Origin of the sequence: Kitasatospora sp. NPDC059577 (genome assembly GCF_042735475.1) — a bacterium.
Classification (GTDB): domain Bacteria; phylum Actinomycetota; class Actinomycetes; order Streptomycetales; family Streptomycetaceae; genus Kitasatospora.
In genome coordinates this window covers 13,319-36,803 of record NZ_JBHWBZ010000011.1, presented here as the reverse complement: position 1 = coordinate 36,803, position 23,485 = coordinate 13,319, and the positions used below count along the sequence as shown (strand labels likewise).

General features: G+C 74.8%; 23 protein-coding genes. 8 read left to right on the top strand and 15 right to left on the bottom strand.

Translation table 11 applies throughout. The annotated features are described in order from the left end of the window. Positions 1-132: 132 nt before the first annotated feature. The 10 genes from ACFV0O_RS12360 to ACFV0O_RS12315 all read right to left on the bottom strand — a co-directional run bounded on the left by ACFV0O_RS12360 (position 133) and on the right by ACFV0O_RS12315 (position 10,733). Positions 133-1,110, bottom strand: coding sequence for a hypothetical protein (locus ACFV0O_RS12360; protein WP_380340002.1), 978 nt, complete (start codon positions 1,108-1,110; stop codon positions 133-135). A 188-nt stretch (positions 1,111-1,298) separates the two neighbouring features. After that, positions 1,299-1,448, bottom strand: coding sequence for a helix-turn-helix domain-containing protein (locus ACFV0O_RS12355; RefSeq protein WP_380339999.1), 150 nt, complete (start codon positions 1,446-1,448; stop codon positions 1,299-1,301). A gap of 20 nt (positions 1,449-1,468) precedes the next feature. Continuing rightward, on the bottom strand, positions 1,469-1,705 hold the full coding sequence (locus tag ACFV0O_RS12350) for an RNA polymerase sigma factor (protein ID WP_380339996.1): 237 nt from the start codon (positions 1,703-1,705) through the stop codon (positions 1,469-1,471). A gap of 255 nt (positions 1,706-1,960) precedes the next feature. Then, positions 1,961-2,539, bottom strand: coding sequence for an ATP/GTP-binding protein (locus ACFV0O_RS12345; RefSeq protein WP_380339994.1), 579 nt, complete (start codon positions 2,537-2,539; stop codon positions 1,961-1,963). 160 nt (positions 2,540-2,699) lie between these two features. Then, positions 2,700-3,182, bottom strand: a complete 483-nt coding sequence (locus ACFV0O_RS12340) for a DUF742 domain-containing protein (protein ID WP_380339991.1) — start codon at positions 3,180-3,182, stop codon at positions 2,700-2,702. 5 nt (positions 3,183-3,187) lie between these two features. Beyond that, positions 3,188-3,598, bottom strand: coding sequence for a roadblock/LC7 domain-containing protein (locus tag ACFV0O_RS12335; protein WP_380339989.1), 411 nt, complete (start codon positions 3,596-3,598; stop codon positions 3,188-3,190). Next, on the bottom strand, positions 3,595-6,573 hold the full coding sequence (locus tag ACFV0O_RS12330) for a nitrate- and nitrite sensing domain-containing protein (RefSeq protein ID WP_380339986.1): 2,979 nt from the start codon (positions 6,571-6,573) through the stop codon (positions 3,595-3,597). The genes ACFV0O_RS12335 and ACFV0O_RS12330 overlap by 4 nt, the downstream gene beginning before the upstream one ends. Positions 6,574-6,713: 140 nt before the next feature. After that, positions 6,714-7,655, bottom strand: a complete 942-nt coding sequence (locus tag ACFV0O_RS12325) for an MHYT domain-containing protein (protein WP_380339983.1) — start codon at positions 7,653-7,655, stop codon at positions 6,714-6,716. A gap of 431 nt (positions 7,656-8,086) precedes the next feature. After that, a complete protein-coding gene (locus ACFV0O_RS12320) occupies positions 8,087-9,451 on the bottom strand; it encodes a cytochrome P450 (RefSeq protein WP_380339981.1) in 1,365 nt (454 codons plus the stop codon). A 214-nt stretch (positions 9,452-9,665) separates the two neighbouring features. Continuing rightward, positions 9,666-10,733, bottom strand: coding sequence for an RNA ligase (ATP) (locus tag ACFV0O_RS12315; RefSeq protein WP_360250483.1), 1,068 nt, complete (start codon positions 10,731-10,733; stop codon positions 9,666-9,668). Between the two features lie 393 nt (positions 10,734-11,126). Between ACFV0O_RS12315 and modA the strand changes: the two genes are divergently transcribed. From modA to ACFV0O_RS12300, 3 genes are all read left to right on the top strand, one after another. Further along, complete coding sequence (modA, locus tag ACFV0O_RS12310) at positions 11,127-11,978, top strand: molybdate ABC transporter substrate-binding protein (RefSeq protein ID WP_380339978.1); 852 nt, start codon at positions 11,127-11,129, stop codon at positions 11,976-11,978. Next, positions 11,975-12,907: an ABC transporter permease gene (locus ACFV0O_RS12305; protein ID WP_380339975.1), complete on the top strand. Its 933-nt coding sequence runs from the start codon at positions 11,975-11,977 to the stop codon at positions 12,905-12,907. The genes modA and ACFV0O_RS12305 overlap by 4 nt, the downstream gene beginning before the upstream one ends. A 112-nt stretch (positions 12,908-13,019) precedes the next feature. Then, a complete protein-coding gene (locus tag ACFV0O_RS12300) occupies positions 13,020-14,099 on the top strand; it encodes an ABC transporter ATP-binding protein (RefSeq protein ID WP_380339972.1) in 1,080 nt (359 codons plus the stop codon). A 56-nt stretch (positions 14,100-14,155) separates the two neighbouring features. Here the strand turns inward: ACFV0O_RS12300 and ACFV0O_RS12295 are convergent, their stop codons facing one another. Both ACFV0O_RS12295 and ACFV0O_RS12290 read right to left on the bottom strand, forming a co-directional pair. Continuing rightward, complete coding sequence (locus ACFV0O_RS12295; RefSeq protein ID WP_380340281.1) at positions 14,156-14,923, bottom strand: response regulator; 768 nt, start codon at positions 14,921-14,923, stop codon at positions 14,156-14,158. A gap of 44 nt (positions 14,924-14,967) precedes the next feature. Beyond that, complete coding sequence (locus tag ACFV0O_RS12290) at positions 14,968-16,257, bottom strand: sensor histidine kinase (RefSeq protein WP_380339969.1); 1,290 nt, start codon at positions 16,255-16,257, stop codon at positions 14,968-14,970. A 233-nt stretch (positions 16,258-16,490) separates the two neighbouring features. Here ACFV0O_RS12290 and ACFV0O_RS12285 point away from each other — a divergent pair, with 233 nt between their 5' ends. The 3 genes from ACFV0O_RS12285 to ACFV0O_RS12275 are packed head-to-tail and all read left to right on the top strand — an operon-like array spanning position 16,491 to position 18,972. After that, positions 16,491-17,408: an ABC transporter ATP-binding protein gene (locus ACFV0O_RS12285; protein WP_380339967.1), complete on the top strand. Its 918-nt coding sequence runs from the start codon at positions 16,491-16,493 to the stop codon at positions 17,406-17,408. Continuing rightward, complete coding sequence (locus tag ACFV0O_RS12280) at positions 17,405-18,193, top strand: hypothetical protein (protein WP_380339965.1); 789 nt, start codon at positions 17,405-17,407, stop codon at positions 18,191-18,193. Before ACFV0O_RS12285 ends, ACFV0O_RS12280 begins: the two co-directional genes overlap by 4 nt. A gap of 29 nt (positions 18,194-18,222) precedes the next feature. Further along, on the top strand, positions 18,223-18,972 hold the full coding sequence (locus ACFV0O_RS12275) for a hypothetical protein (RefSeq protein ID WP_380339962.1): 750 nt from the start codon (positions 18,223-18,225) through the stop codon (positions 18,970-18,972). Positions 18,973-19,175: 203 nt separating this feature from the next. Here ACFV0O_RS12275 and ACFV0O_RS12270 read toward each other — a convergent pair whose 3' ends face one another. The 3 genes from ACFV0O_RS12270 to ACFV0O_RS12260 form a co-directional block, all read right to left on the bottom strand. Further along, entirely contained in the window at positions 19,176-19,943 is a 768-nt protein-coding gene (locus tag ACFV0O_RS12270) for an aminoacyl-tRNA hydrolase (RefSeq protein ID WP_380339960.1), read from the bottom strand. Between the two features lie 64 nt (positions 19,944-20,007). Further along, positions 20,008-20,319, bottom strand: a complete 312-nt coding sequence (locus ACFV0O_RS12265) for a hypothetical protein (protein ID WP_380339957.1) — start codon at positions 20,317-20,319, stop codon at positions 20,008-20,010. A 345-nt stretch (positions 20,320-20,664) separates the two neighbouring features. Continuing rightward, entirely contained in the window at positions 20,665-21,594 is a 930-nt protein-coding gene (locus tag ACFV0O_RS12260; RefSeq protein WP_360250507.1) for a hypothetical protein, read from the bottom strand. A gap of 124 nt (positions 21,595-21,718) precedes the next feature. Here ACFV0O_RS12260 and ACFV0O_RS12255 point away from each other — a divergent pair, with 124 nt between their 5' ends. Both ACFV0O_RS12255 and ACFV0O_RS12250 read left to right on the top strand, forming a co-directional pair. Next, the gene (locus tag ACFV0O_RS12255; protein ID WP_360250510.1) at positions 21,719-22,090 is read left to right on the top strand and encodes a YbjQ family protein; all 372 of its coding nucleotides are present in this window, start codon (positions 21,719-21,721) and stop codon (positions 22,088-22,090) included. A gap of 252 nt (positions 22,091-22,342) precedes the next feature. Continuing rightward, complete coding sequence (locus tag ACFV0O_RS12250) at positions 22,343-23,428, top strand: NAD(P)-binding domain-containing protein (RefSeq protein ID WP_380339953.1); 1,086 nt, start codon at positions 22,343-22,345, stop codon at positions 23,426-23,428. Positions 23,429-23,485: the final 57 nt, after the last annotated feature.

Genomic DNA, 23,485 nt, shown 5'->3' with positions numbered 1-23,485 from the left:
GGCGGTCACGGCCGGGCGGTCACGGCCGGGCGGTCACGGCCGGGCGGTCACGGCCGGGCGGTCACGGCCGGGCGGTCACGGCCGGGCGGTCACGGCCGGGCGGTCACGGCCCTCACGACCACGGCCCGGCGGTCACAGCTCCTGCGAGCCGCTGACCGCCCAGGCCACCCCGCTGGCCGGATCCTCCAGCGCGACGTGCAGGTGGTGCAGCCCGGCCGCCGGTTCCTGCCAGGTGAAGCAGCGCATCCGTTCCACCAGCGCGTTCACCTCGCCCGACCCCGGCCCGTCCGCCCCGGCCATCGCGACCAGCGCCCGCCACAGCCCCAGCCTCCCGTGCGCGCAGCCCTGCGCCCGCCCGACCGCGGCGGCCCGCACCAGCGCCGGGTAGGCGAGCGCGAACGGCAGGTACCCGCCGACCACCCGTCGGCCGCGAGCCAGCAGGGCGGCCGCCAGCGGGGCCTCACCACGCACGCACACCACGTCCGCCCACGGTGCCAGCGCGCCCAGCTCCCCCAGCGCCCGGGTGATCCGCTGCCCACCGGGCCGACCGTTCGTCCGCGCCACCGACACCGGCAGGTCCACCACCCCGAGCCCCTCCCGACTGGCCGGCAGGGTCAGCAGCGCGCTCCGCGCACCTCCGCCGGGCAGGTACTCCCGCACCCTCGCCGACTCCTCCCACCCCGCCGACTCCCACGGCTCCAGCCGCAGCGGCACGCCCTCCGGGTCGGGCTCGGCCCCGTAGGAGAGGTCCTCGCCGAGCAGCACCCGGGTGTGCGCGACCAGCCGGCGCACCGGCGCCGGGCCGAGCAGCGGCGCCAGCCTCAGCCAGGAGTGCCGGGTCGCCAGCACTTCCCAGAGCGGGCCGGCATCGTGGTCGGCCACCCCGGCGACCGCGCCCTCGCCGCCGTCCCGGTCGAACAGTCGGACGGCCAGCTCGGGCGGCGCCGCGTAGGCGATCAGGTGGCCGAGCGGCGCGGTCAGGGACGCCGCGGTCTCCTCCCCCGCTTCGACCACGGCGGCCGCCCGGCCCTGCCGGTAGGCGGCGAGCAGCTCGTGCCAACGGCCGTCCTCGGCCAGGGCGCGCAGGCGGCGGTCCTCGTACGTGATCACGATTTTCAGCGTACGGGCCGGGGGGACGCATCAGCTGACTTGTCGTCAGCTCGGTGCGTCGTACGGCCGGGCGGCGGCAATCCGGGCGGCGGGCGCTCCGGACGGCGAGGCGGCGGGCTGCGGGCGCTCCGGACGGCGAGGCGGTGGGCAAGGCGGCGGGCGGCGGCACGAAGGGCGACGCCCGGCCGTTATCCGCGACCCCGTTCGCGCTCCCGTTCGAGGACGGCGCGCAGCCGCCCGTGGGCGCGACGGCGGGTGACGGCCAGGGTGCTGCGGTGCAGCCCGAGCAGTTCGGCGGCCTCGTCGACGCTGTAGCCATCGAGGTCGACCAGCGCCACGGCGCGGGCCTGCTTGGCGGTCAGGGCTGCGGGTGGCCGAGGAAGCGCTCCGGCCGGCGGGCGATCCGCAGGTACGCGTCGTGGACGACGTCCCCGGCGGCGAGCGGGCTCCCGGTGAGCGAGGCGGCCGCCTGCTGGAGCCTGGGCAGGAGGTCGGTGAACACCCGGTTGAACTCGGCCGATCGACCGCCCGCCCCGCACGGGCCGAAGCCCTTCCCGGGCTCGCCGTCCATCCGTCGACCGCTGCAATCCGCCATGCCGTTCTCCCCGGAAATCGGCACCCGAACGCCCCACCGGGCCCGACCACGGCACCATCGGGCATGTTGTGACGCAGGTCACATCATAGTTCGCCGCCATCACCTTGCGCAGCCGTTCGCCCACAATGCGCCACCGACTCCGCGGCGGATGACGCATGACAGATGACAGCTGACAGATTTCGAAATCTGTCAGCTGTCATCTGTTCGCTGAAACCCGTCGCCCGAGCGCCGCCGGCCCTCCGCTCCGACGCCGCCTCACCCCCGGGCCGTCGGCGCGGCATCCGCGAGCAGCCGGGCGGCACGCACCCGGCCGGCGTGCTCCACGAGGTTGATCAGCACCTCCTTGCCCGACGAGCGGTGCCGCGCGTCGCAGAGCAGCACGGGCGTACCGGCGTCCAGGTCCAGCGCGCGAGCGACCTCACCCGGGCCGAACTCCCGGGTCCCGGCGAAACGGTTCACCGCGACCACGAACGGGATGCCCCGGTTCTCGAAGAAGTCGACGGCCGGGAAGCAGTCCGTCAGCCGCCGGGTGTCGGCGAGCACCACGGCACCCAGCGCGCCCTGGGCCAACTCGTCCCAGAGGAACCAGAACCGGTCCTGTCCCGGGGTGCCGAAGAGGTAGACCGCCAGGCCCTCACGGATGGTGATCCGCCCGAAGTCCATCGCCACCGTCGTGGTGCTCTTGCGCTCCACGCCGTCGAGGTCGTCCACCCCGCGCCCGACCTCGGTCAGCCGCTCCTCGGTGCGCAGCGGGCGGATCTCGCTGACCGCGCCGACCAGGGTCGTCTTGCCGACCCCGAAGCCGCCCGCCACAAGGATCTTGAGGGCGAGCACGGTGCCGTCGGGGTCCTCCGTCGCGAACGCCCGGGACGCCCGGTCCGGCCTGGACGACCCGGACGACCCGGACGACCCGGACGACCCGGGCGCCGCGGAGGGCCCCGGCGGATCGAACGGGCCGGGCGAGGCGGACGGACCGGACGGGCAGGACCGCTGGTCAGAGTGCGCGGAGTCCATGGATGACCTCCTGGAGGATGCGCTCGTCGGGGAGCAGGGCGGGCGGGACAGGACGGTTGACCCGGATGAGCCCGGCCGCCAGCAGGTCGCCGAGCAGTACGCGCACGACGCCCACGGGCAGGTCGAGTTCGGCGGCGAGCTCGGCCACGGACAGCGGGGTGCCCCGGCACAGCGCGAGGATGCGTGCCTGTTCGGGCCCGGCCGGCGGCTCGGGCGCGTCCGGGGCGAGCGCCGGGTCGGGCAGGTCGCAGACGACGACGGCGATCAGGTCGAGCTGCCGCCCACCGGTTCCGGTGCGCCCCCGGGTCACGGCGTACGGGCGGACCAGCGGGCCCGCCTCGTCGTCGTACCACCGGGCCCGGTGGGCGGCGGCGAGCGGGTTGCGGGGTTGGCGGGCGGGATCGGCCCGCGGGTGTTCCGGATGTCGCCCGGGGGGCGGGCCCTCGGGGGACGGTCGGGGCATCCGGCTCACCAGCCGTCCGCCGCGCGCGGCGCCGTGCTCAGGTGCTCGCCGACCCGGCGGACCAGCCTGGCCGTCTCGTAGGCGATCAGACCGAGTTCGGCCCGGGAGTCGGCGAACACGGACAGGCAGGTGCCCTCCCCGGCCGCCGCGACCAGCAGGTATCCGCCCTCCAACTCGACCATGGTCTGGCGGACTTCACCCGCGTCGAAGTACCGGCCGGCACCCTTGGCCAGGCTGTGGAACCCGGAGGCGACCGCCGCCAGGTGCTCACCGTCCTCGCGCGGCAGACCGGCCGAGGTGCCGATGGCCAGTCCGTCGGCGGACAGCATCACGGCGAAGCGCACCTCGGGGGCGCGCCGGACCAGCTCGTCGAGGATCCAGTTCAACTCTCCTACGCGGTGGGTGGTGCCGATCACGGGTGCTCTCCTTCGGGTCGGGGTGGGGTCAGTGGGCCGCGCGGGCCCTGCGGCGGCGGATCGGCGGGCTGCCGGATGGTGGGCCGCCGTGTGGTGGGCTGGTCGGCGAACCGGTCCGTGGGCCGGTCCGCGGGCCGGTCGGACCGTCCGCCGTCGGGGCGTAGGCCACGCACCCACCCGTTCCGGAAGGCCGCCACCGCCGCACGCGCCGCCTCGGGGCTGCGGTTCTCGGGGCTGCGGTTCTCGGGGCTCTCGGGATGCCCGGGGCGCTCATGGTCTCCGGGATTCCCGGGGTGCCCAGGGCGCTCAGGCTGTTCGGGGCTCCCGAGTCCGTCGGGTCCGAGACGCTCCGGACCGCGACTTCCCCGGCCGCTGCTTCCCGCGCCGTGGCTCCCGGAGCTGCGCCCCGAGGGGCCCGTACCGGGCGCCGTGGCCGGGTCCGGGGCGGTGCCGGTCGTACGGCCGGTGTGCACGCCCGGTCCCGGTGCCCCGCGCAGTTGCGGCACGAGGCTCGCCTGACGGGTCCGGCGCGGCAGTTCCCCGGGCCCCGGATCGGGCCTGCGTCCACCGGGCGCCGGGGTGGCCTCCGGTCCGGTGCGGTTCGGCTGCGGCGGCCCGGACTGCGGACGGGCGGCGGCACCCCGGCCCCCGTCCGCAGCCGGGTCTGCCCTCCGGGCCCCGGAGGCCCGGAGGGGAGCGCGGCGCACCGGGCCGGGGTCGTTCCCCCGGACACCGAACGGCAGCAGCGCCCCACCCTCCGGCGGCGGCCCACCCACCGCCGGAAGTCCCGTCTCCCCCGCATCGCGCGGGGTGTTCCCGCCCGTCGGGGCGAACTCCCGGTCGGGCCGGCCCGGGTGGGCGCTCCCGACCGGGACCGGCTCGGCGTCAGTGCCCGGCCGGACGTCCAACTCGACGACGGGGTCGTACGGTTGGTACCGATCGCCCGCCGCCCGGACCGCCGCCCCGTCGGCCAGCAGCGCGGTCGGCAGCAGGACCACCGCGGTGATACCGCCGTACGCGGAGGTCACCAGCGAGATCCTGACGTCCTGCCGCCGGGCGAGCCGGCTGACCACGAACAGGCCGAGCCGGTCGCTGTCGAAGAGGTCGGTCCGTTCGGCGGCGGCGATCCGGCGGTTGGCCGCGTTCAGGGCCTCCGGCCCCATGCCGAGGCCCCGGTCCTCGATCTCCAACGCGTAGCCGTTGCCGACCTGTTCGCCCCGGATGTGCACCCGGGTGTGCGGCGGGGAGAATCCGGTGGCGTTCTCGACCAGTTCGGCGACCAGGTGGGCGAGGTCGGCGACGGCGTGCCCGACGACGGCGGCGCGCGGCAGCGGGTGCACCTCGACCCGGGCGTACTCCTCGACCTCCGAGACGGCCGCGCGCACCACGTCCACCAGCGGGACGGGCTTGCGCCAGGCCCGGCCGGGCGCGGCACCGGAGAGGATGATCAGGCCCTCGGCGTGCCGGCGCATCCGGGTGGTGAGGTGGTCGAGCCGGAACAGGTCGGCCAGCTCGGACGGGTCCTCGGTGCGGCGCTCCATCGCGTCCAGCAAGGTGAGTTGGCGGTGCACCAGGACCTGGCTGCGGCGCGCGAGGTTGACGAACACCCCGGAGACCCCGGACAGCACCTCGGCCCGCTCAACCGCGGCCGTCACGGCCGCCCGCTGGACGGTGCCGAGGGCCCGGTGCACCTGGCCGATCTCGTCGTCCCGGCCGGCCGGCCGCGGCGCCTCGGTCTCGACGTCCACCTCCTCGCCCGCCCGCAGCTTCCGCATGGTGGAGGGGAGTTTGCGACCGGCCAGCTCAAGTGCCTCGTTGCGCAGGCCGATCAGTTCGGTCACCAGGCCGCGCCCGATCTGCACCGAGATCACCAGCGACGCCACCACGCCGAGCAGGCCGAGCAGCACCGCCGTCCCGGCCGGGGTGAACAGGCCGAGGGCGTAGGGGTTCCGGCGCTCGGCGGCGACCCGTCCGGCCTGGTCCTCGACGGCGCGCAGGCTGCTCTCGACGTTCCCGGCGACCATCGCCCACCGGTCCGCCGGCACGGCCGACACGGCCGCACGACCGTCGGCGGCCGCACGGACCAGGTCCTCGTACCCGACCAGCTCGCGGTGGTCCCGGCCGCCGGTGACGGCGAGCAGCGCCTCCCGGTCGGCGGGGCCCAGGTCGGCGGCCGACCCCCGCTCGAACTCCCGCCGGGCGAACGCCGTACCGGAGAACTCCCGCAGCTGCTCCTCGCCGAGCGCACCGGAGAAGCGGGCCGCGCGCAGCAGCGCGTCCTCGCGGGCCAACAGCTCGCGCGAGCGCGCCAGTTCCAGCAGCACCCGGACGTCATCCGCGACCGCGTGCTCCTGTTGCGGCGCGACGGCACCGGCCGCGGCGAGTGCCCGGTCGACGGCCTCGCCGTACGCGGCGTACACCTCGGGCCAGCCGACGCTCCGGGCCAGCACCCCTGCGCGCAGCTCGGGCAGGACCGCGAGGGCGGCGCCGAGGGCGTCCAGGCGGGCGGCCGCGTCGGCGCCGAGGCCTTGGGCGTCGGCGCGGTTGTAACCCCCGTCGGGGTGCCGGGGATCGGGGAACAGCGGGGTGATCGCGCGGTCGGTGACCGCCGAGGCCTCGCGCAGGGCGGTCTCCCGGGCGGCGGTGGGGGCGGTCGCCGAAGCCGCCAGCAGCTGCCCGGCCGCGGTGCGTTCCGCCTGCAGCCCGGCGACCGCCTCGGCGACGGGGGTGAGCACGGTGCGTTGGGCGTCGCGCTGGCGCAGGAGGTCCCAGACGCCCTGCGCGGCGGTGACGGTGGCGAACCCCCACAGGGCGATGATCGAGACGACCGGGACCATCAGCAGGGCGATGATCCGGGCGCGGACGGTGCGGGGGCGAAGGCCGCGCAGCCAGGCTCCGGGGTGCGGCGGCCGGACGGACGGGCCCGGGTGGGCACCCCGGCGGGCACCGGGGGCGGCGCCGCGGTCTTCTCGCATCGGTGAGGAGCCTTTCGGGCAGGACGGGGGCTGAGGCGGGACTGGGCCGGGCGGTGCTGGGCAGGGCTCAGCGGGAAGGGCTCAGTGGGGAGGGCCCAGCGGGGAGGGGAGCACGTGCACGGACGGTGTGGTCCCGCCGCTCAGGCCGCTCGGTCGTGCCGCTCCGCGCCGTACCGCTCAGCCCCGGACCCGAGCCCGGCCCCGATCCCGGCTCCGAGCCCCTCCGCGGTCCCGCCCGAGAGCCCGGCCCCGGCTCCGAGCCCGGGGAAGGCCGGCTCCGGCGGTCCGGGTGCGGGACGCGCGGCCGCGGCGGGGAACTCCTCGATGGCCAGCTCGCCGGCCTCCCGGTGGCCGGCCCGTTCCCGCACGGTCGGTGAGAGTGCCACGAAGGCCGAGGCGAGGAAGAGGAACGAGCCGAGGCCGACGGCCAGCGGGAAGACGAATTCCATCGGGCCGGCCCCGCCGAGGCCTGCCCTGGCCGGCTCCAACCGGACGTGCACGGCGGCCATCCCGGTGTAGTGCATGCAGCTGACGGCGAGGCCCATGACCAGTGCGGCGGCCCCGGCCGCGAGGACGTTGCGGATGGTGACGGCGGCCCAGAGCGCGGCGGTGGCGGCACCGACCGCGACCAGGACGGACAGGGCGACCGTCCCGGCGTCGTAGCGCAGACCGGCGTGCATCCGTACGGCGGCCATGCCCAGGTAGTGCATCGCGGCGACGCCGATGCCGGTGGTGACGCCGCCGGCCAGCAGGGCGAGGCCGCGGTGCCCGCCGTAGCAGACGACGGTCAGGCCGAGGCCGGTGACCAGCACCGCGACGACGAGGCTGAGGACGGTCAGCGGGACGTCGTAGCGCAGCTCGGTGCCGTCGACGGTGAATCCGAACATGGCGACGAAGTGCATGGTCCAGATGCCGGAGCCGATCGCGGCAGCCGCCGTGACCAGCCAGTTCCTCCGGGCGGCACCGCTCGCGGCCAGACCGCGCAGCGTGCAGCGCAGTCCGAGGGCGGCGCCGGCGCAGGCCATCAGGTACGAGAGGGCAGGGGTCAGCCAGCCGAGGGTGAGGTGGTTGAGGGTGCCCATCGGACCTCCGGTCGACCGGTCGGGCCCGGGGCGGTACGCGGTGCGCCCGGGCACCCGGGCCGGGCGGACTCCGTGCGACCGGCGGCGAGGGCGGCCGGGTCCGTGGTGACCGGGTCTCGTCATATGCCAGCCGCATGTGCGCTTTCGGCCTGGGGTGCGTGGGACGCTATCGAGGGGCCGGAAACGGCCACCCGAAGATCCGAAAAGCTGCCCGCAAATGGCGAGCGATGTGTTCGAATAACCCGGTCGTATGCCCGGACGGCTGACGGAACGGCCGGCGGCCGGCGGCGGACAGCCGGCAGCGGCCGGCGAACAGCAAACAACGAACGGCGAACAGACGACAGAGTCTGAAATCTGTCATCTGTTCACTGTCATCTGCCATCTGTCATCTGTTCGCTGTCATCCGTCCGCCGCCCGGGCCCGGCCGGCTGTCAGCCCCCGGCCGTCACCCGGATCCGCATCGGGCTCGCCGCCCGCAGGGTGATCCCCTGGGCGAGCGCCACCCGCCGGTCCACGGCCTCCACTTCGAAGTCCCGCAGCAGCAGCCCCAGGGTCAGCACCGACTCCAGCATCGAGAAGTGCTGCCCGATGCACGCCCGCGGCCCCCCGCCGAACGGGAACCAGGCGTAGCGGTGCCGGGCCCTCTCCTCCTCCGGCAGGAAGCGGTCCGGGTCGAAGCGTTCCGGGTCCGCCCAGTGGTCGGGGTGCCGGTGGGTGACCAGCGGTGCGACGACGACCTGCGCCCCCGCCGGGATGACGTACCCGTCGATGACGGTCTCGTCGACCGCCCGCCGGCCGACCAGCGCCGCCGCCGGGTAGAGCCGCATCGCCTCCTTCAGCACCCGCGTGGTGTACGGCAGTGCTTCCAGGTCCGCCGCCGTCGGTGCCCGTCCGGCCAGGACGGTCCGGGCCTCCTCCTGGGCGAGCTTCCGGTGTTCGGGGTGCTTGGCCAGCAGGTGCAGCGCGAAGGCCAGCGAGACGGCCGTGGTCTCGTGTCCGGCAACCAGGAACACCAGGACCTGGTCCCGGAGTTCGGCCGGGTCCAGCCGCTCCCCGTCGTCGTCGCGCGCCCTCCCGAGCAGCGTGAGCAGGTCGTCCGCGTCCTCGTCGCCCCCTCCGCGCGCGGCCCGTTCGGCGATGATCCGGTCGCAGACCCCGTACAGCGCCCGCTGCGCCTCCAGGCCGCGCCGGTTGCCCGGGGTCGGCCAGGTGCGCGGGACGCGGACCGGGGCGAAGCCGCGCTCCTTGACGTACTCGCCGAGCACCGGGAAGTTGTGCGCCACCACGGCCACCGCCTCCTCCACGTCGGCACCGAAGAGGATCCGCGCGACCGTCCGCATCGCGAACCGCGACATCTCCTCCGCGGCGTCCACCACCCCGCCCGGCGCAGCCCGCCAGCGTTCGGCGAGCGACTCCACCTCCCCGGCGACGGCGGCGGCGTAGCCGTCCACCCGGCGACGGGTGAACAGCGGCTGGATCAGTCGACGCTGGCGCTGGTAGTCGCCGTCCTGGCTGGTCAGCAGCCCGTTGCCGACGCTGGTCCGCAGTTCGTCGTAGAACGAGTTCTCCTTGCGGAAGTTGGCCGCCTCGCCGGCCAGGACCTGCTGGACGCCGTCCGGGGAGAACACCGCGTGGAACGAGGTCCGCAGGCCGGGTGGTCCGGCCTGGATCCGCACCACGTCCCCGTGGTCACGGCGGGCGGCGAGGTAGGTGCGCAGCGGGCGGCGGGTGAGGTCGAACAGCGATCCGACCAGCGGATGTCCGGCCGGACCGGGTATGGGGGTTTCGGTGGCCATGGCGACTCCTTCTGCAACAGGGATGCGCACCGTCGACTGTACTGACGGGTAGCCAACGCGGGAAGGCGCGAGCACCGGGTCCGGGGACCGGCAACTCGCGCCTCCTGTCGGGCACCGCCTGCGCACGGCTCGACCGTGCACAGGTCACCCCGCGCACCGGGCCCACCCGTACGTGGGGCCCGCCCGCGCACCGGGCTCAGCCGCGCACGCGGGTCTACTCGTACTCGGTGCCGCCCTTGCGCGTCAGGTAGGCGTCGCTGACCACCTTGGCGATCGCCCGCCCGCCGGTCACCGGGCTCCAGCGCTCGGTCACCGTCCGCACCACGACGCCTTCGCGCAGGTGGACTTCACGTCCGGAGAAGGTCTCCCGGCCCTGCGCGTGCCCCAGCACGGTCTCCGGGTCGAACGGCCCGCGCCACAGCTCGGGCACCAACGGCAGCTCGCCGTCCAGCAGTTCGGGCGCGGACAGCCAGGTCAACCGACCGCCCACCACCGCCGAGACGTCGAACGCCGCGAACCCGGGCCGCCCGGCGCGCGCCGAGACGCCGTAGTTCAGGTCCTGCACGCCTTCGCCGAAGACCTCTCCGAAGATGCCGACCCGCTCGGCGCCGAGCCGCTCCGCCAGCCGGGCCGCCACCGCCGGGATGTCGTACGCGCGCACCGCCCGCCAGTACAGGTTGCGCTCGTCCTCGGCCAGCGACAGCCCCTTCGCGCCGATCCCCTTGGACGACACCTGCACCTCGCCGGTCCCGGCGGTGTACGTGACCAGGCAGCAGCTGCCGTGCAGCTTCTCGGTCAGCACCACCGGCTCGCCGGGCTCGAAGATGTCGGGGTACCGCTTGAGGTTCTCGATGTCGACCCAGGGCAGCAGGTCCGGGGCGCCGAGCACATCGCCGTTCATCGACGTGGGCACCGGGGGCTGCCACTTGACCACGCCGAGCAGTTCGGCGAAGTCCGCGCCCTGTTCGGCCGCGGCGGACAGGTCGGTGCCGGCGAGCGCGGCGGGCCGGCAGACGATGCCCTGGGACAGCTGTCCGCGCAGCCGTACCGCCCTCACCCGGTTCGCCCGCGAGCCGGCCAGCTTGCCGGTCAGACCCAGCTCCGCGATCAACTCGTCCGGGAGGACGGACTGTTCGGGAATGTAGACGGCGAAGTCCCCGGTCCGGTAAGCGCCCCTCGCGACCACCGCCCGGTAGAGGCCGACCTGTGCGAGCTCCAGAGCATCGGCATTCGGGTGCTCCAGGATGGTCAGCTTCTCGGCGGTGACGCGCAGCGTGGACATGGACGGGACTCCTCCCCTTGACTCGACCGCGGCGGCACGCCTGCACCACCCGGTCGCTTGGACGGACGTCCGTGCGTACGGGTGTACATGTGTACGGACGGCGACCACTCTGACCCGTCGACCGCCCCCGGCGCGACGCATTTACCGTCGGCCCGGCCCTCGGAGACCGCTCCGGGTGCGACGCATCCACCGCTGGCCCGGCCCTCGGAGACCGCTCCGGGCGCACCCGTTTGAGCCATCCCACAGCAGCTCCGAGGCCACTGGCCGCCCCCGGCTGTGCGAAGTGACAGGGGATTTATCGCTTGCATTTGCGGCACTATGATCGCCGTAATGGCCGCAGCTGCGGTCAGTCCCTCGCGCCCCTCCCGGCGCGCACCCGGAGGGGAACCACCGATGAGCACCCGTACGACCGGCACCACCCGCAGACTCGCCGTCGCCGCCGCAGCCGCCCTCGTCCTCAGCCTCGGGGTCACCGCCTGCGGCAGCGACGGCGGCAAGTCCTCCGGCACCACGGCCTCGACCGCCGCCACCCAGGGCTCCTCCGCCTCGGGCGGTGCCGTGCCGAAGGCGAGCGGCGCCATCACCGTCTTCGCCGCCGCGTCGCTCAAGGAGACCTTCACCGAACTCGGCAAGAAGTTCGAGGCCGCCAACCCGGGCAGCAAGGTCACCTTCAACTTCGGCGGCAGCTCCAGCCTCGCGACCAGCATCAACTCCGGTGCCCCGGCCGACGTGTTCGCCGCCGCCAGCCCGGCCACCATGAAGACCGTGTCCGACGCGGGCGGCGCGAGCGGCCAGCCGACGACCTTCGTCAGGAACACGCTCACCATCGCCGTTCCCAAGGGCAACCCCAAGCACGTCGCGGGCCTCAAGGACCTCACCGCCTCCGGTGTGAAGGTCGCACTGTGCGCGAAGGAGGTGCCCTGCGGCGCCGCCGCGCAGACCGCGCTCAAGGCCGCCGGGCTCGACCTCACCCCGGTCACCCTGGAGCAGGACGTCAAGGGCGCGCTCACCAAGGTCGAACTCGGTGAGGTCGACGCCTCGCTGGTGTACAAGACCGATGTGCAGGCCGATGCTGCGAAGATCGACGGCGTGGACTTCCCCGAGGCCGCCAAGGCCGTGAACGACTACCCGATCGCCGCGCTCGCCAAGGCCCCGAACAAGGACGGCGCCGCCGCCTTCGTCGCGTACGTCCGGTCGCCCGAGGCCGAGCAGGTGCTGACCGCGGCGGGCTTCCAGGCGCCGTGAGCGACCGCACCACCGGATCCGGCGGGAAGCGCCCCGACCGGGGCCCCGGCCAAGCCGGGGGCAGCCAGGACGGCGGCAGCCAGGACCGTGCCGCCGGCGGCACGGCAGGACCCGTGCGGGCCCTGCCGCGGCGCCGGCGCCGGTCGCGCGGCAACCGCGTCCCGGTCACCCTGCTGCTCCCGGCACTGCTCGGACTGGCCTTCCTGGTCCTCCCGCTGGTCGGCCTGCTGGTCCGGGCGCCGTGGGGCGACCTGTCCGAGCAGCTCACCAGCCCCGCCGTCTGGGACGCGCTGCGCCTGTCCCTGATCAGCGCGACGGCGGCCACCGCCGTGTCCCTGGTCCTCGGCGTCCCGCTGGCCTGGCTGCTCGCCCGCACCGAACTGCCGGGCCGCCGGGTCATCCGGGCGCTGGTCACCCTGCCGCTGGTGCTGCCGCCGGTGGTCGGCGGCGTGGCGCTGCTGCTGGTGCTCGGGCGGCGCGGGATCGTCGGCTCCTGGCTGGACTCGGCCTTCGGCCTCACACTGCCCTTCACCACCACCGGCGTCGTGATCGCCGAGGCCTTCGTCGCGATGCCGTTCCTGGTGATCAGCGTCGAGGGCGCGCTGCGGGCCGCCGACCCCCGCTACGAGGAGGCCGCCGCGACCCTGGGCGCCTCCCGGCTGACCGCCTTCCGGCGGGTCACCCTGCCGCTGATCGCGCCGGGGATCGCCGCGGGCGCCGTCCTGGCCTGGGCCCGGGCGCTCGGCGAGTTCGGCGCGACGATCACCTTCGCGGGGAACTTCCCCGGCCGCACCCAGACCATGCCGCTGGCCGTCTACCTGGCCATGGAGTCCGACCCGCAGGCCGCGATCGCGCTGTCACTGGTGCTGCTGGTGGTCTCCGTCGCCGTCCTGGTCGGGCTGCGCGACCGCTGGCTGTCGGCGCCGTGACCCGCCCCGCCGGGACCCCGGGCGCGGCGGTGGCGCCCCGGCCCGCCCGCATCCCCCCGGCTATCCCGCCGCACGCCTGGACGCCGACTCCCAACGCCCGGAAGCCGACCCGATGAGCATCGACAGCCCCGCGAACGCCGCCGCCCTCGACGCCCGACTGCGGGTCGACCGGCCCGCGTTCACCCTCGATCTCGACCTCACCGCCGCCTCCGGCGAGGTGGTCGCGCTGCTCGGCCCGAACGGCGCCGGCAAGTCCACCGCACTGCGCGCCCTCGCCGGCCTGCTCCCGCTCACCGACGGCCACCTGCGCCTCGACGGCCGCACCCTGGAGGACCCGGCCGAACGGGTGCACACGCCCGCCGAGGAACGCCCGGTCGGCGTGGTGTTCCAGGACTACCTGCTGTTCCCGCACCTCAGCGCCCTCGACAACGTCGCCTTCGGCCCGCGCTGTCAGGGCCGCCCCAAGCGCGCCGCCCGGGCCGAGGCCGCCGTCTGGCTGGAGCGGATGGGCCTGGCCGACCACGCCGCCGCCCGCCCCGGTCGGCTGTCCGGCGGCCAGGCACAGCGGGTGGCGCTGGCCCGGGCACTCGCCGCCCGCCCCCGGTTGCTCCTGCTCGACGAGCCACTGGCCGCCCTGGATGCCCGCACCCGCCTCGACGTGCGCTCCCAACTGCGGCGCCACCTGGCCGAGTTCGAGGCGGTGGCGGTACTGGTGACGCACGACCCGCTGGACGCGATGGTGCTGGCCGACCGGCTGGTGGTGATCGAGCACGGGCGCGAGGTGCAGTCCGGCAGCCCGGCCGAGGTCGCCCGGCGGCCGCGCACCGACTACATCGCCCGCCTGGTCGGGCTGAACCTGTACCAGGGCCGGGCCGAGGGCACCCGCGTCACGCTCCCGGACGGCACCGTGCTGGCCACCACGGAGGAGCTGGACGGCCCGGCGTTCGTCGCCTTCCCGCCGTCCGCGGTGACCCTCTACCGGGAGCGTCCGCAGTCCAGCGCGCGCAACCTGTGGCGGGCCGAGGTCGCCGGTCTGGACCTGCACGGCGACCGGGTCCGTGCCGAGCTGGCCGGCGACCTACCGATGGCCGCCGACCTCACCCCGGCCGCCGTCGCGGAGCTGGAACTGGCCCCCGGGGTGACGGTCTGGGCCTCGGTCAAGGCCACCCAGACCCACGCCTACCCGGCCTGAACCTCCGCTCGCCGACCTGAACCTCCGCCCGCCCCACTCGCCGGGGCCCACCGGTGCTACTCCGACGGCTCGACGAACCCCGACTCGTACGCGGCGATCACCGCCTGGGTACGGTCCCGCGCGCCCAGCTTCGCCAGCACGCTGCTGACGTGCGTCTTCACCGTCTGCACGCCGAGGAACAGCCGCTCGGCGATCTCCCCGTTGCTGAGACCGCCGGCGACCAGCCGCAGCACCTCCGCCTCGCGCTCGGTCAGCGCCGCCCGCTCCATGGCGGCGCGGGCGGTCGGGTTGCCGTGCCCGGCGGCCAGGCGGCGGATCGCGGCCGGGAAGAGCAATGACTCACCCGCCGCCACCAGCCGTACCGCCTGCGCGATCTCGGCCGGGCGGGAGCGCTTGAGCAGGAAGCCGTCGGCGCCCGCGCGCAGCGCTTGGTAGACGTAGTCGTCGTTCTCGAAGGTGGTCACGACCAGGATCCGCGGCGGCCGCTCCCCCGGGGTCCCGGTTCCCGATCCCGATCCGGTTCCCGTTCCGGGGCCGGTTCCCGTTCCGGGGCCGGTGCTGATGCCCGTGCCCGTGCCCGTCCCGGTGCCGGTGCTGGTCCCGATGCCCGTGCGCAGCAGCTCACGCGTGGCCGCCAGCCCGTCCATCACCGGCATCCGGACGTCCATCAGCACGACGTGCGGACGCAGCGCGCGGGCCATCGCCACCGCCTCGGCACCGTCGGCGGCCTCGCCGACCACCCGCAGGTCACCCTGCGCCTCCAGGACGGCCCTCAGCCCGAACCGGACCAGCTCCTCGTCATCGGCGAGCAGGACGTCCGTCATCCCCGCAACCCCGCCGGCCGGACCGTCAGCCACAAGATCGTTCGTCACGAGCCCAAGCGTAGGGGCAGCCGGACCCGCAGCACCCACTCCCCGCTGCCGTCCTGCGACGCCCCTGCCGCGGCCTCCCCGCCGAGCAGCGCGGCCCGCTCGCGGATGCCCCGCAGGCCCTTGCCGCCCTTGCGCGTTGCGGTGGCCGAAGGGCGTCCCGGGCCCGCCGGGGCCCGGACCCCGCCGGCCGGGGAGCGTGGCCCGCCGGACGAGGAGCGTGGCCCGCCGGCCAGGGGGCGTGGTCCGTTGCCGGCCAGCCGGTTGGCGCAGCTCAGCTCCAACTGCCCGTCCCGGACGGCGATGCGAACCTCGACGGGCTCTCCCGGTGCGTACTTGAGCGCATTGGTGACGCCCTCCTGGACGATCCGGTAGGACTCACGGGAAAGCACCCCGGGCAGCGAACCGGCCGCCACCTCGACCCGCGCCTCGACCGGGCTGCCGGCCGCGCGGGCGGTGTCGAACAGTGCCGGCAACTGGTCGATGCCGGGCTGTTCGGTGGCCGTCCCGTTCGCCCCGGGCGGGGTCTCGCGTAGCAGGACGAGGGTGCGTTCGAGGTCCTCCATGGCCTGGCGCCCGGTCTCCTCGATGACCTCGAGCACCTTGGCGACGAACGCCGGATCCCCGACCTCGCGCGCCGCACCCGCCTGAAGGACCGTCACCGTCAGTGCGTGGCCGATCGAATCGTGCAGCTCACGGGCCAACCGGTTGCGCTCCAGCAGCCGTTCGGCCCGCAGCTCGGCCGCCGCCAGTCGCTCCGCCGGGGACGGACCCAACAGCCTGACGGCCATGGCCAGTTGCAGGTGACCTGCGCCGACCACCAGCCAGCCGAAGCCGAACAGCGCCACCGGCAGGAGCAGGAGGTAGCGCGGTCCCTGCGGTCCGGCCAGCAGCTCGCCGGCCGCGTTGACGCCGAACGCGATCGCCATCCCGACCGCCGTACCGAGCGCGACCCGGCCGATCAGCCAGAGCGCGGTGCGCCACCGGTCGGCGTGGCTGCGGGAGGAGTCGGCGGCGATGTCCTGCTCGCGGTCGGGCACCAGCAGCAGCCGGGCCTGGACCCCCTCCGCCCGCCGCGCCGCCGGGATGAGCGCGACGAGCACCAGCAGCACGGAGTCCACCGCGGCGCTCTCCAGCAGGATCCGCGGGAGGGAGAGCCGGTACGTCCCCGGATAGACCAGCAGCACGACGCCCGCGAAGATCCACCCGACCAGGAGGTGCAGCAGCCGCGCGTACGTGGCACCGGCCAGCAACGGCGCGAGGATCCTCGGCACGGCGATCTTGGTCACCTGGCCATCCTGCCAGGCCACCGGAGCCTCCCGGATCCCGCTCCGGGCGTGAACACCCTCCCTCCCGGGAGGGAGACGCCTCCACTCCGCGGCGGGATCCGCCGGTCCGGCCCGGTCCGGTCGAATGTGACCACCGGCCGGAACCGCCGGCAGCGGCAACGACACCGCGCGACGCCACCAACGCAACGCCACTACGCAACGCCACCACGCAACGACCGGAGGGGAGCACGCCCGTGATCGAGATCCAGGGCCTGACCAAGGAGTACGACGGACGGCGAGTCGTCGACGACCTGTCCTTCGAGGTCCGCCCCGGCGTGGTGACCGGCTTCCTCGGCCCGAACGGCGCGGGCAAGAGCACCACCATGCGCCTGGTCCTCGGCCTGGACCGGCCCACCTCCGGACGCGCCCTGATCGACGGTCACGCCTACGCCGAACTCCCCCACCCGCTACGGCAGGTCGGCGCCCTCCTGGACGCCCACGCCCTGCACGGCGGCCGGACGGCGCGCGGCCAACTGCGCTGGCTAGCCGCGAGCAACGGCATACCGGAGCGCCGGGTCGGCGAGGTGCTCGCGCAGGTCGGCCTGGCGGACGCGGCCGGGCAGCGGATCCGACGTTTCTCCCTCGGCATGCGCCAGCGCCTCGGAGTGGCCGCCGCGTTGCTCGGCGACCCTGCGGTACTGCTCCTCGACGAACCGGTCAACGGCCTCGACCCCGAGGGCATCCGCTGGATCCGCACCCTGCTGCGCGACCTCGCCGCCGAGGGCAGGGCGGTACTGGTCTCCTCCCACCTGATGAGCGAAATGGCCCTCACCGCCGACCACTTGGTGGTGATCGGCCGCGGCCGGCTGCTGGCCGACGCCGCCACCTCCGACTTCATCGACCGCCACGGCCGCACCCGGATCCGGGTGCGGGCGGTCGATCCGGCCAAGCTGGCCGCGCTGCTCGGCGGCGCCGGCCACGGCCTCGACGCCACCCGGGTCGACGGCGGCGCCTGGGAGGTGAGCGGCGCCGAACCCGAGCGGATCGCCGCGCTCGCCGCCGCCAACGGCGTGGTGCTGTACGAGATCGCGACCCAACAGGACTCCCTGGAGGAGGCGTTCATGCGGATGACGGCGGACAGCGTCGAGTACCGGACGGAGACCGCCGCATGAGCGCCGGCCCCCTCGGCGCGACGGCCCCTGGCACCCCCCGGTCGCCCCACGCCTTCGACGCCTTCCGTGCCGAGCGGATCAAGCTCACCACCCTCCGCTCGCTCTGGGTCACCCCGCTGCTCGCCGCCCTGCTCACCGCCGGGGTCACCACGGCGATCGGCGCGGCCCTCGGCGCCAAGGACCACAACATCACCGACGACCCGAGCGTCGGCGTCTTCTACGGCCTCAACTTCGGCCAGGCGGCCCTGGCGTGCTTCGGCATCCTGCTGATCGGCCAGGAGTTCAACACCCGCATGATCGACGTGTCGCTCACCGCCGTCCCGCACCGCGGCCGACTGTACGGTGCCAAGCTGGCGTTGGGCGCTCTGGTCGGCCTCGCCGTCGGCGCCGTCGGCACGGCGGGCGCCTTCGCGGGGTACGCGGCCACCGTCCCCGGCGCCTGGGACGGGCCCGCCCTGGTCCGCAGCGCCGTCGCCGGGGTGCTCTACCAGGCGCTGCTGGTGGTGCTCTGCCTCGGGGTGACCGCTCTGCTGCGCAACCTCACCGCCGCCATGGGGCTGCTGGTCCCCACCGTCTTCCTGCTCTCACCGCTGCTCAGCGGCGTGCCCGGAGTCCGCCGGGCGGCGCAGTTCCTGCCCGACCGGGCCGGCCAGTACGCGCTGCGCTACGTCGACGACCCACAGGTCGGGTACGGCCACTGGACCGGACTGCTGATCATGACGCTCTGGACGGCCCTGGCCGCGTACGGCGGCCTGCGCGCGATGCGCCACCGCCCCACCAAGTAACCCCGGGGGAAAGGGAGATGGGAGAGAGTATGAGTACGCTCATCGGCGCCCTGCGGGCCGAACGGATCAAGTTCACCACGCTGCCCTCGCAATGGGCGGCACCGCTGACCGCCCTGGTGCTGACCGTCGGCATCACCGCCGCGGTCAACGCCGCTTACGGAGCCGAGGACCACACCCCCGGCGAGGACCCGGCCGGCGGGATCTACTACGGGCTGCTGTTCGGCCACGTCGCCGTGGCCTGCTTCGGAGTCCTGCTGATCGGGCAGGAGTTCAACACCCGGATGATCGGCGGTTCGCTCACCGCCGTCCCCCGCCGCGGCCGGCTGTACGGCGCCAAGCTCGTGCTCGGCGGCGGACTGGGCCTGCTGCTCGGGCTGGCCTCCACGGCGGGGTCGTTCCTGGCCGTGGCCGCCGTCGGCGGCGTGGACCTCTCCACCCCCGGCCTGAGCCGCAGCTTCCTGGCCGGCGTGCTCTACCACCCGATGATGGTGCTGATCTGCCTCGGGCTGACCACGATGCTGGGCAACCTCAGCGCCGCACTCGGACTGCTCACCCCGATGGTGTTCCTCGGCACCACCTGGCTCGCGGCCATCCCCGGCGTCCGCGAGGTCGGCCAGTTCCTGCCCGACCGGGCCGGCCTCCACGCGATGCGCACCCAGCCCGAGCCGGGCGTCCACTACGGACACTGGACCGGACTGCTGATCATGGCGCTCTGGACGGCCCTGGCGTCCTACGGCGGCCTCCGCGCGATGCGGCGGTACGAAGCCTCCGGTTCGTAGCAGCGGACGGGGACGTGGCGCCGGAGAACAGATGACAGCTTTCAGATTTCGACATCTGTCATCTGTCATCTGTTCGCTGTCATCTGTTCGCCGTCGCTCGTCCACCGCCGCTCGCCCGCCGCCACCGACCCTCCGACCTCGGCACCGGTCCTCAGCACCAGCCCTCGGCACCGGCCCTCAACATCGGCCCTCGGCACCGGCCCTCAGCGCAACGCCGGGTGCTCCGCGATCACCGTGCAGCTGCCCGGGGCGATCTCGGTGAATCCGGCGTCCTGGACCACCGGCAGTCCGCTGCGGACCAGCTCCTCCCACGCTCCCGGTGCGGCCGTCCGCACCGCGAGCGCGAAGCCGGACTCCGCCCACTCCTTGCGCTGCGCCTCGTCCAGCCGCCACCAGGCGAGCTGGGCGGCGTGCCCGGTCTGCGCCATCGTCTTGCCTGCGCTCATCTCGAGCTCCGGGTTGAGCCACAGCACCGGCACCCCGGACCCGGGCGCGCCGACCTCGGCCGTCTCCTCCAAGTCCGTCCCGGAGACCTGAAGCTTGGCCAGCTCCTTGGGCCAACCGTCCAGCGGGACCGGCGGGAACACCCGTACCTCAGCCTCCCGCCCCCGCACCGTGACGCCCGGCAGCTCGCCCGCCCGCCGCCACTCCCCGCCCCGGGCCCGCCGGACCACCTTGCGGATCCGGGCGTCCTCCCAGGCCACGACCCGCTCGGCCCACTCGCCGTCCTCCTCGGTCACCCGCGGGTCGGACAGCAGCGTGAGCACCGCCCGGGCCGAGGTCTCCAGCGCGTCCGTCCGACCCGGCGGGGTGGCCCGCTCCATCCGGACGACCAGCGGCAGCACGTACTGCGGCCGCGCGTCGCGGCCCTCCAGGGCCGGGGAGTCACCGGAGTCCGGGTCAGCCGGGGACGGCGCAGCGGACGAGGTGGACGGAGAAACGGGGGCCGGGGCGTCGAACGGAGAAGTCACCCGTCCAGCATGCCAGCCCCGCCCCACCCCGCTCGGCCCGCCCCGTTCGTCCCGCCCCACCCGGTCAGCGCAGCCGTTGGCGCAGCTCGTCCACGGCTGCCCGGATCCCCGCGCCGTAGGCGTCCTCGGGCAGCACGTCCAGGGTGCGCACGGCCCGTTCGAGCTGCTCGCGCGCGAGGTCGGGCTCGCCGGGCTTGAGGTGGTCCGAGGCCAGGTTGAGGTGCAACGACGGGTGGAAGGCGCGCACCTGGCGGGCCGGCTCGTAGGTCCGGGCGCGCTCGGCGGTCAGCGAGTCGGCGGCGGCGAGGGCCCGCCGGTCCCACTCCGGCTCGGCCCGCGGGTCGTCCTGCAGATCGGCCAGGTGGTGCGCCGGCACGCAGCGGTGGAAGACGTCCTGCTCCCCCGGTTCCTCCCAGAGCGCCTCGAAAGCCGGCCCGCGCCTCGGCCGTGCGTCCGCGCTGCGCGGCCCGCACGCTGTCCAGTCCGAGCGCGATCCGGTCCAACGCGGGCTCGTTCCCGTCGGCCGCCGGGGTCCGTCCGTCCGACCGGAACCTGTCGGGGACACATCGCGCATTCCAGGCACATCGGACATGTCCGCAGCCTGACCGCCCGTCCGCCGGGCCGTCCCGGCCGGCCCGTCGGCCGGCCCGTCGGTCGGCTCCGGTCGGCCGGTCGGTCGGTCGGTTCCGGGCTGCTCGTTCCCGCCGGGTCCGACGCCCTGTCAGCGCCGGTAGCCGCGCTGCGGGTCACGCTCCTCCGCGTCCTCGTACATCAGGAACCAGCCTTCCGGGTGCGTGGCCGCCAGCAGCATCTCCGTCCGCTGCTCCGAGCCCAGCTCCGGGTCGCCGTCGTCCGGCCCGTAGACGCCGAACAGCTCGTCGTTGCAGCCTTCCCAGTCGTAGTCGTACAGGTCGGCCGGAAGGTCGCCCATCATGTCCGCCACCGACTCGGGCTGCGCGCCGAGCAGCGCCCGGGCGTCCACCAGCGCCATCCGCAGCGCGAGGTCGTCGGCCAGGCAGCGCGGCAGCGGCCACTCGCCGAGCGCGAGGTCGTCGGCCAGGTCGTCGAAGGCCCGGGCCATCGCGCGCCGCCAGCCACGGTGCATTCGCCAGGTGCGCTGGGGCAGTCGGCCGAAGACCGTCCAGTCGGTGTCGTCCCCGTCGGCGACCGGCTCGTCCCCGTGCTCGTCGAGGTCGTCGTAGGCGGCGTCGGCCAGGCCGAGCAGCTGGGCGTGGAGCAGGCAGGCGGTGCGCGGGGTGAGCGTCCAGTCCGCGCCCGCGCCGCCGTCCTCGTCCTCGCTCTCCAGCGGGAACAGCTCGGCGAAGTCCGGTGAGAAGTCCTCGGTCACGCTGATCTCCAGCGTGCCGCCGACCGCCTCGATCCCGGGGATGGCGGCCACCAGCCGGTCCGGGTGCAGCAGCGCGCCGAGTGCCGCGTTGGCGTCCTCGGCGACCTCGCGCAGCAGTTCACGGCGCTGGCCCGCCGGGTCGATGCCCTCGAAGTCCAGCTCCTCGACGGCCCTGATCGCGGCCGCGCGCAGGGCCGGCCAGTCGGTGATCCGCAGGCCCAGCACCACCGTCGCCTCGATCTCCTGCGCGCCGGAGTCCTCCGCCGCGCCCGGCCCCTGTGGATGATCGCTTCGCTCGCCCATGGGGCTACGGTACGGCTTTTCGGCCGCCCGATCACCGGTCCGGACCAGCTTCCGGAAGCCTTCTCGGCCACGACCCGGTCCGGCCTCTGTCACTCGGACGCCTCACATGGGCAGGATGGGTCCCATGGCTGACATCAACGAGTACGGCGGCGGGCAGGGCCCGAACGCCGACGTCCTGGTCGTGACCACCAATGACATCCCCGGATTCCGGGTCGACCGCGTGATCGGCGAGGTCTTCGGACTGACCGTCCGCAGCCGCCACATCGGCAGCCAGATCGGTGCCGGCCTGAAGTCCCTGATCGGCGGTGAGCTGCGCGGTCTGACGAAGACCCTGGTCGAGAGCCGCAACGAGGCGATGCAGCGGCTGGTCGAGCAGGCCAAGGCGCGCGGCGGCAATGCTGTCCTGATGATGCGCTTCGACGTCACGGAGGCGGCCGACGTCGGCACCGAGGTCTGCGCCTACGGCACCGCCGCGGTGATCTCTCCAATCGCCTGAGCACCCACCACCCACCGCCCACCACCCGCAGCCCCCCGCGCGCCACCCCCGCGCCCTCCGCCCGGATCGAGGAGGCGGTGGAACCGGCGGGAACAGTCGCCGCGCCCCGAATGTTTCACGGCCGTGACTGTTTACGGTGCAACGAACGTCGGTACAACGCAGGCCCGTGCAACGCAGGACCGTGCAACGCAGGACCGTGCAACGCAGGCCCGTGCGACCGCCGACGGTGCGACGAACGCCGCGCCGCAGCGCGTGGACGTCCTGGTGGTGGGCGCCGGGCAGGCCGGCCTGTCCGCCGCCTACCACCTGCGCCGCCGCGGCTTCGCCCCGCACCGGGCGGGCGCCGACGGCGGCTTCGTCGTGCTCGACGCCGACGCCGCCCCCGGCGGCGCCTGGGCGCACCGCTCGCCGTCGCTGCGGATGGCCACCGTGCACGGCTTCCACGACCTCCCGGACGCCGAGCTCCCGCCGGTCGGCCCCGAGGCCCCCGCGCGCGAGGTGGTGCCGGGGTACTTCGCGGCGTACGAGGCCCGGCACGCGCTCCCGGTCGTACGCCCGGTCGCGGTGCGCGCCGTGCGTGCCGAGTCCGAGCGCCCGGACTCGCGACTGCTGGTGGAGACCGACCGCGGCACCTGGTCGACCCGCGCGCTGATCAACGCCACCGGCACCTGGACCCGCCCGTTCCTCCCGCACTACCCGGGCCACTTCGCCGGCCGCCAGCTGCACTACGCCGACTACCGCGGCCCGGAGGAGTTCGCGGGCAAGCGCGTCCTGGTGGTGGGCGGCGGCGCCTCGGCGATCCAGGTGCTGTCCGAGGTGGCGGCGGTCGGCGAGACGGTCTGGGTGACCCGATCCGAACCCGTCTACCACGACGGGCCGTTCACCCCCGAGTACGGACGCGCGGTGGTGGCCGAGGTCGAGGAGCGGGTCCGGCAGGGCCTGCCGGTGCGCAGTGTGGTGAGCGTGACGGGACTCGGCCCGTCCGTGGCCTACCGGCGCGCCGAGGAGCTGGGCGCGCTGCACCGCCGGCCCGTGTTCGACCGTCTCACCGAGCACGGGGTCGCCTGGGGCGACGAGGAGTCGGCGGTGGACGCGATCGTCTGGGCGACCGGATTCCGGCCCGAGGTCGGCCACCTGGCCCCGCTCGGTCTGCGCTCCCCCGGCGGCGGCATCGCGCTCACCGGCACCCGCGCCACCGCCGATCCGCGCGTGCACCTGGTCGGCTACGGCCCGTCCGCCAGCACGGTCGGCGCGAACCGGGCCGGGCGCGCGGCCGTCAACGACCTGGTCAAGCTGCTCGGCGAGCCGACGCAGCAGGCCGCCCCGGCGGCGGTCTGACCGCCCTCCGGTGGCCGCCCTCCGGTGGCCGGCCACCGGCCGCGCGGCGGACCGCGC

Coding starts and splice junctions, on each gene's coding strand:
- ACFV0O_RS12350 (WP_380339996.1), bottom strand. CDS start 1,705: ATGGCGGATTGCAGCGGTCGACGGATGGACGGCGAGCCCGGGAAGGGC.
- ACFV0O_RS12340 (WP_380339991.1), bottom strand. CDS start 3,182: ATGCCCCGACCGTCCCCCGAGGGCCCGCCCCCCGGGCGACATCCGGAA.
- ACFV0O_RS12330 (WP_380339986.1), bottom strand. CDS start 6,573: ATGCGAGAAGACCGCGGCGCCGCCCCCGGTGCCCGCCGGGGTGCCCAC.
- ACFV0O_RS12325 (WP_380339983.1), bottom strand. CDS start 7,655: ATGGGCACCCTCAACCACCTCACCCTCGGCTGGCTGACCCCTGCCCTC.
- ACFV0O_RS12320 (WP_380339981.1), bottom strand. CDS start 9,451: ATGGCCACCGAAACCCCCATACCCGGTCCGGCCGGACATCCGCTGGTC.
- ACFV0O_RS12315 (WP_360250483.1), bottom strand. CDS start 10,733: ATGTCCACGCTGCGCGTCACCGCCGAGAAGCTGACCATCCTGGAGCAC.
- modA (WP_380339978.1), top strand. CDS start 11,127: ATGAGCACCCGTACGACCGGCACCACCCGCAGACTCGCCGTCGCCGCC.
- ACFV0O_RS12300 (WP_380339972.1), top strand. CDS start 13,020: ATGAGCATCGACAGCCCCGCGAACGCCGCCGCCCTCGACGCCCGACTG.
- ACFV0O_RS12295 (WP_380340281.1), bottom strand. CDS start 14,923: ATGACGGACGTCCTGCTCGCCGATGACGAGGAGCTGGTCCGGTTCGGG.
- ACFV0O_RS12280 (WP_380339965.1), top strand. CDS start 17,405: ATGAGCGCCGGCCCCCTCGGCGCGACGGCCCCTGGCACCCCCCGGTCG.
- ACFV0O_RS12275 (WP_380339962.1), top strand. CDS start 18,223: ATGAGTACGCTCATCGGCGCCCTGCGGGCCGAACGGATCAAGTTCACC.
- ACFV0O_RS12260 (WP_360250507.1), bottom strand. CDS start 21,594: ATGGGCGAGCGAAGCGATCATCCACAGGGGCCGGGCGCGGCGGAGGAC.
- ACFV0O_RS12255 (WP_360250510.1), top strand. CDS start 21,719: ATGGCTGACATCAACGAGTACGGCGGCGGGCAGGGCCCGAACGCCGAC.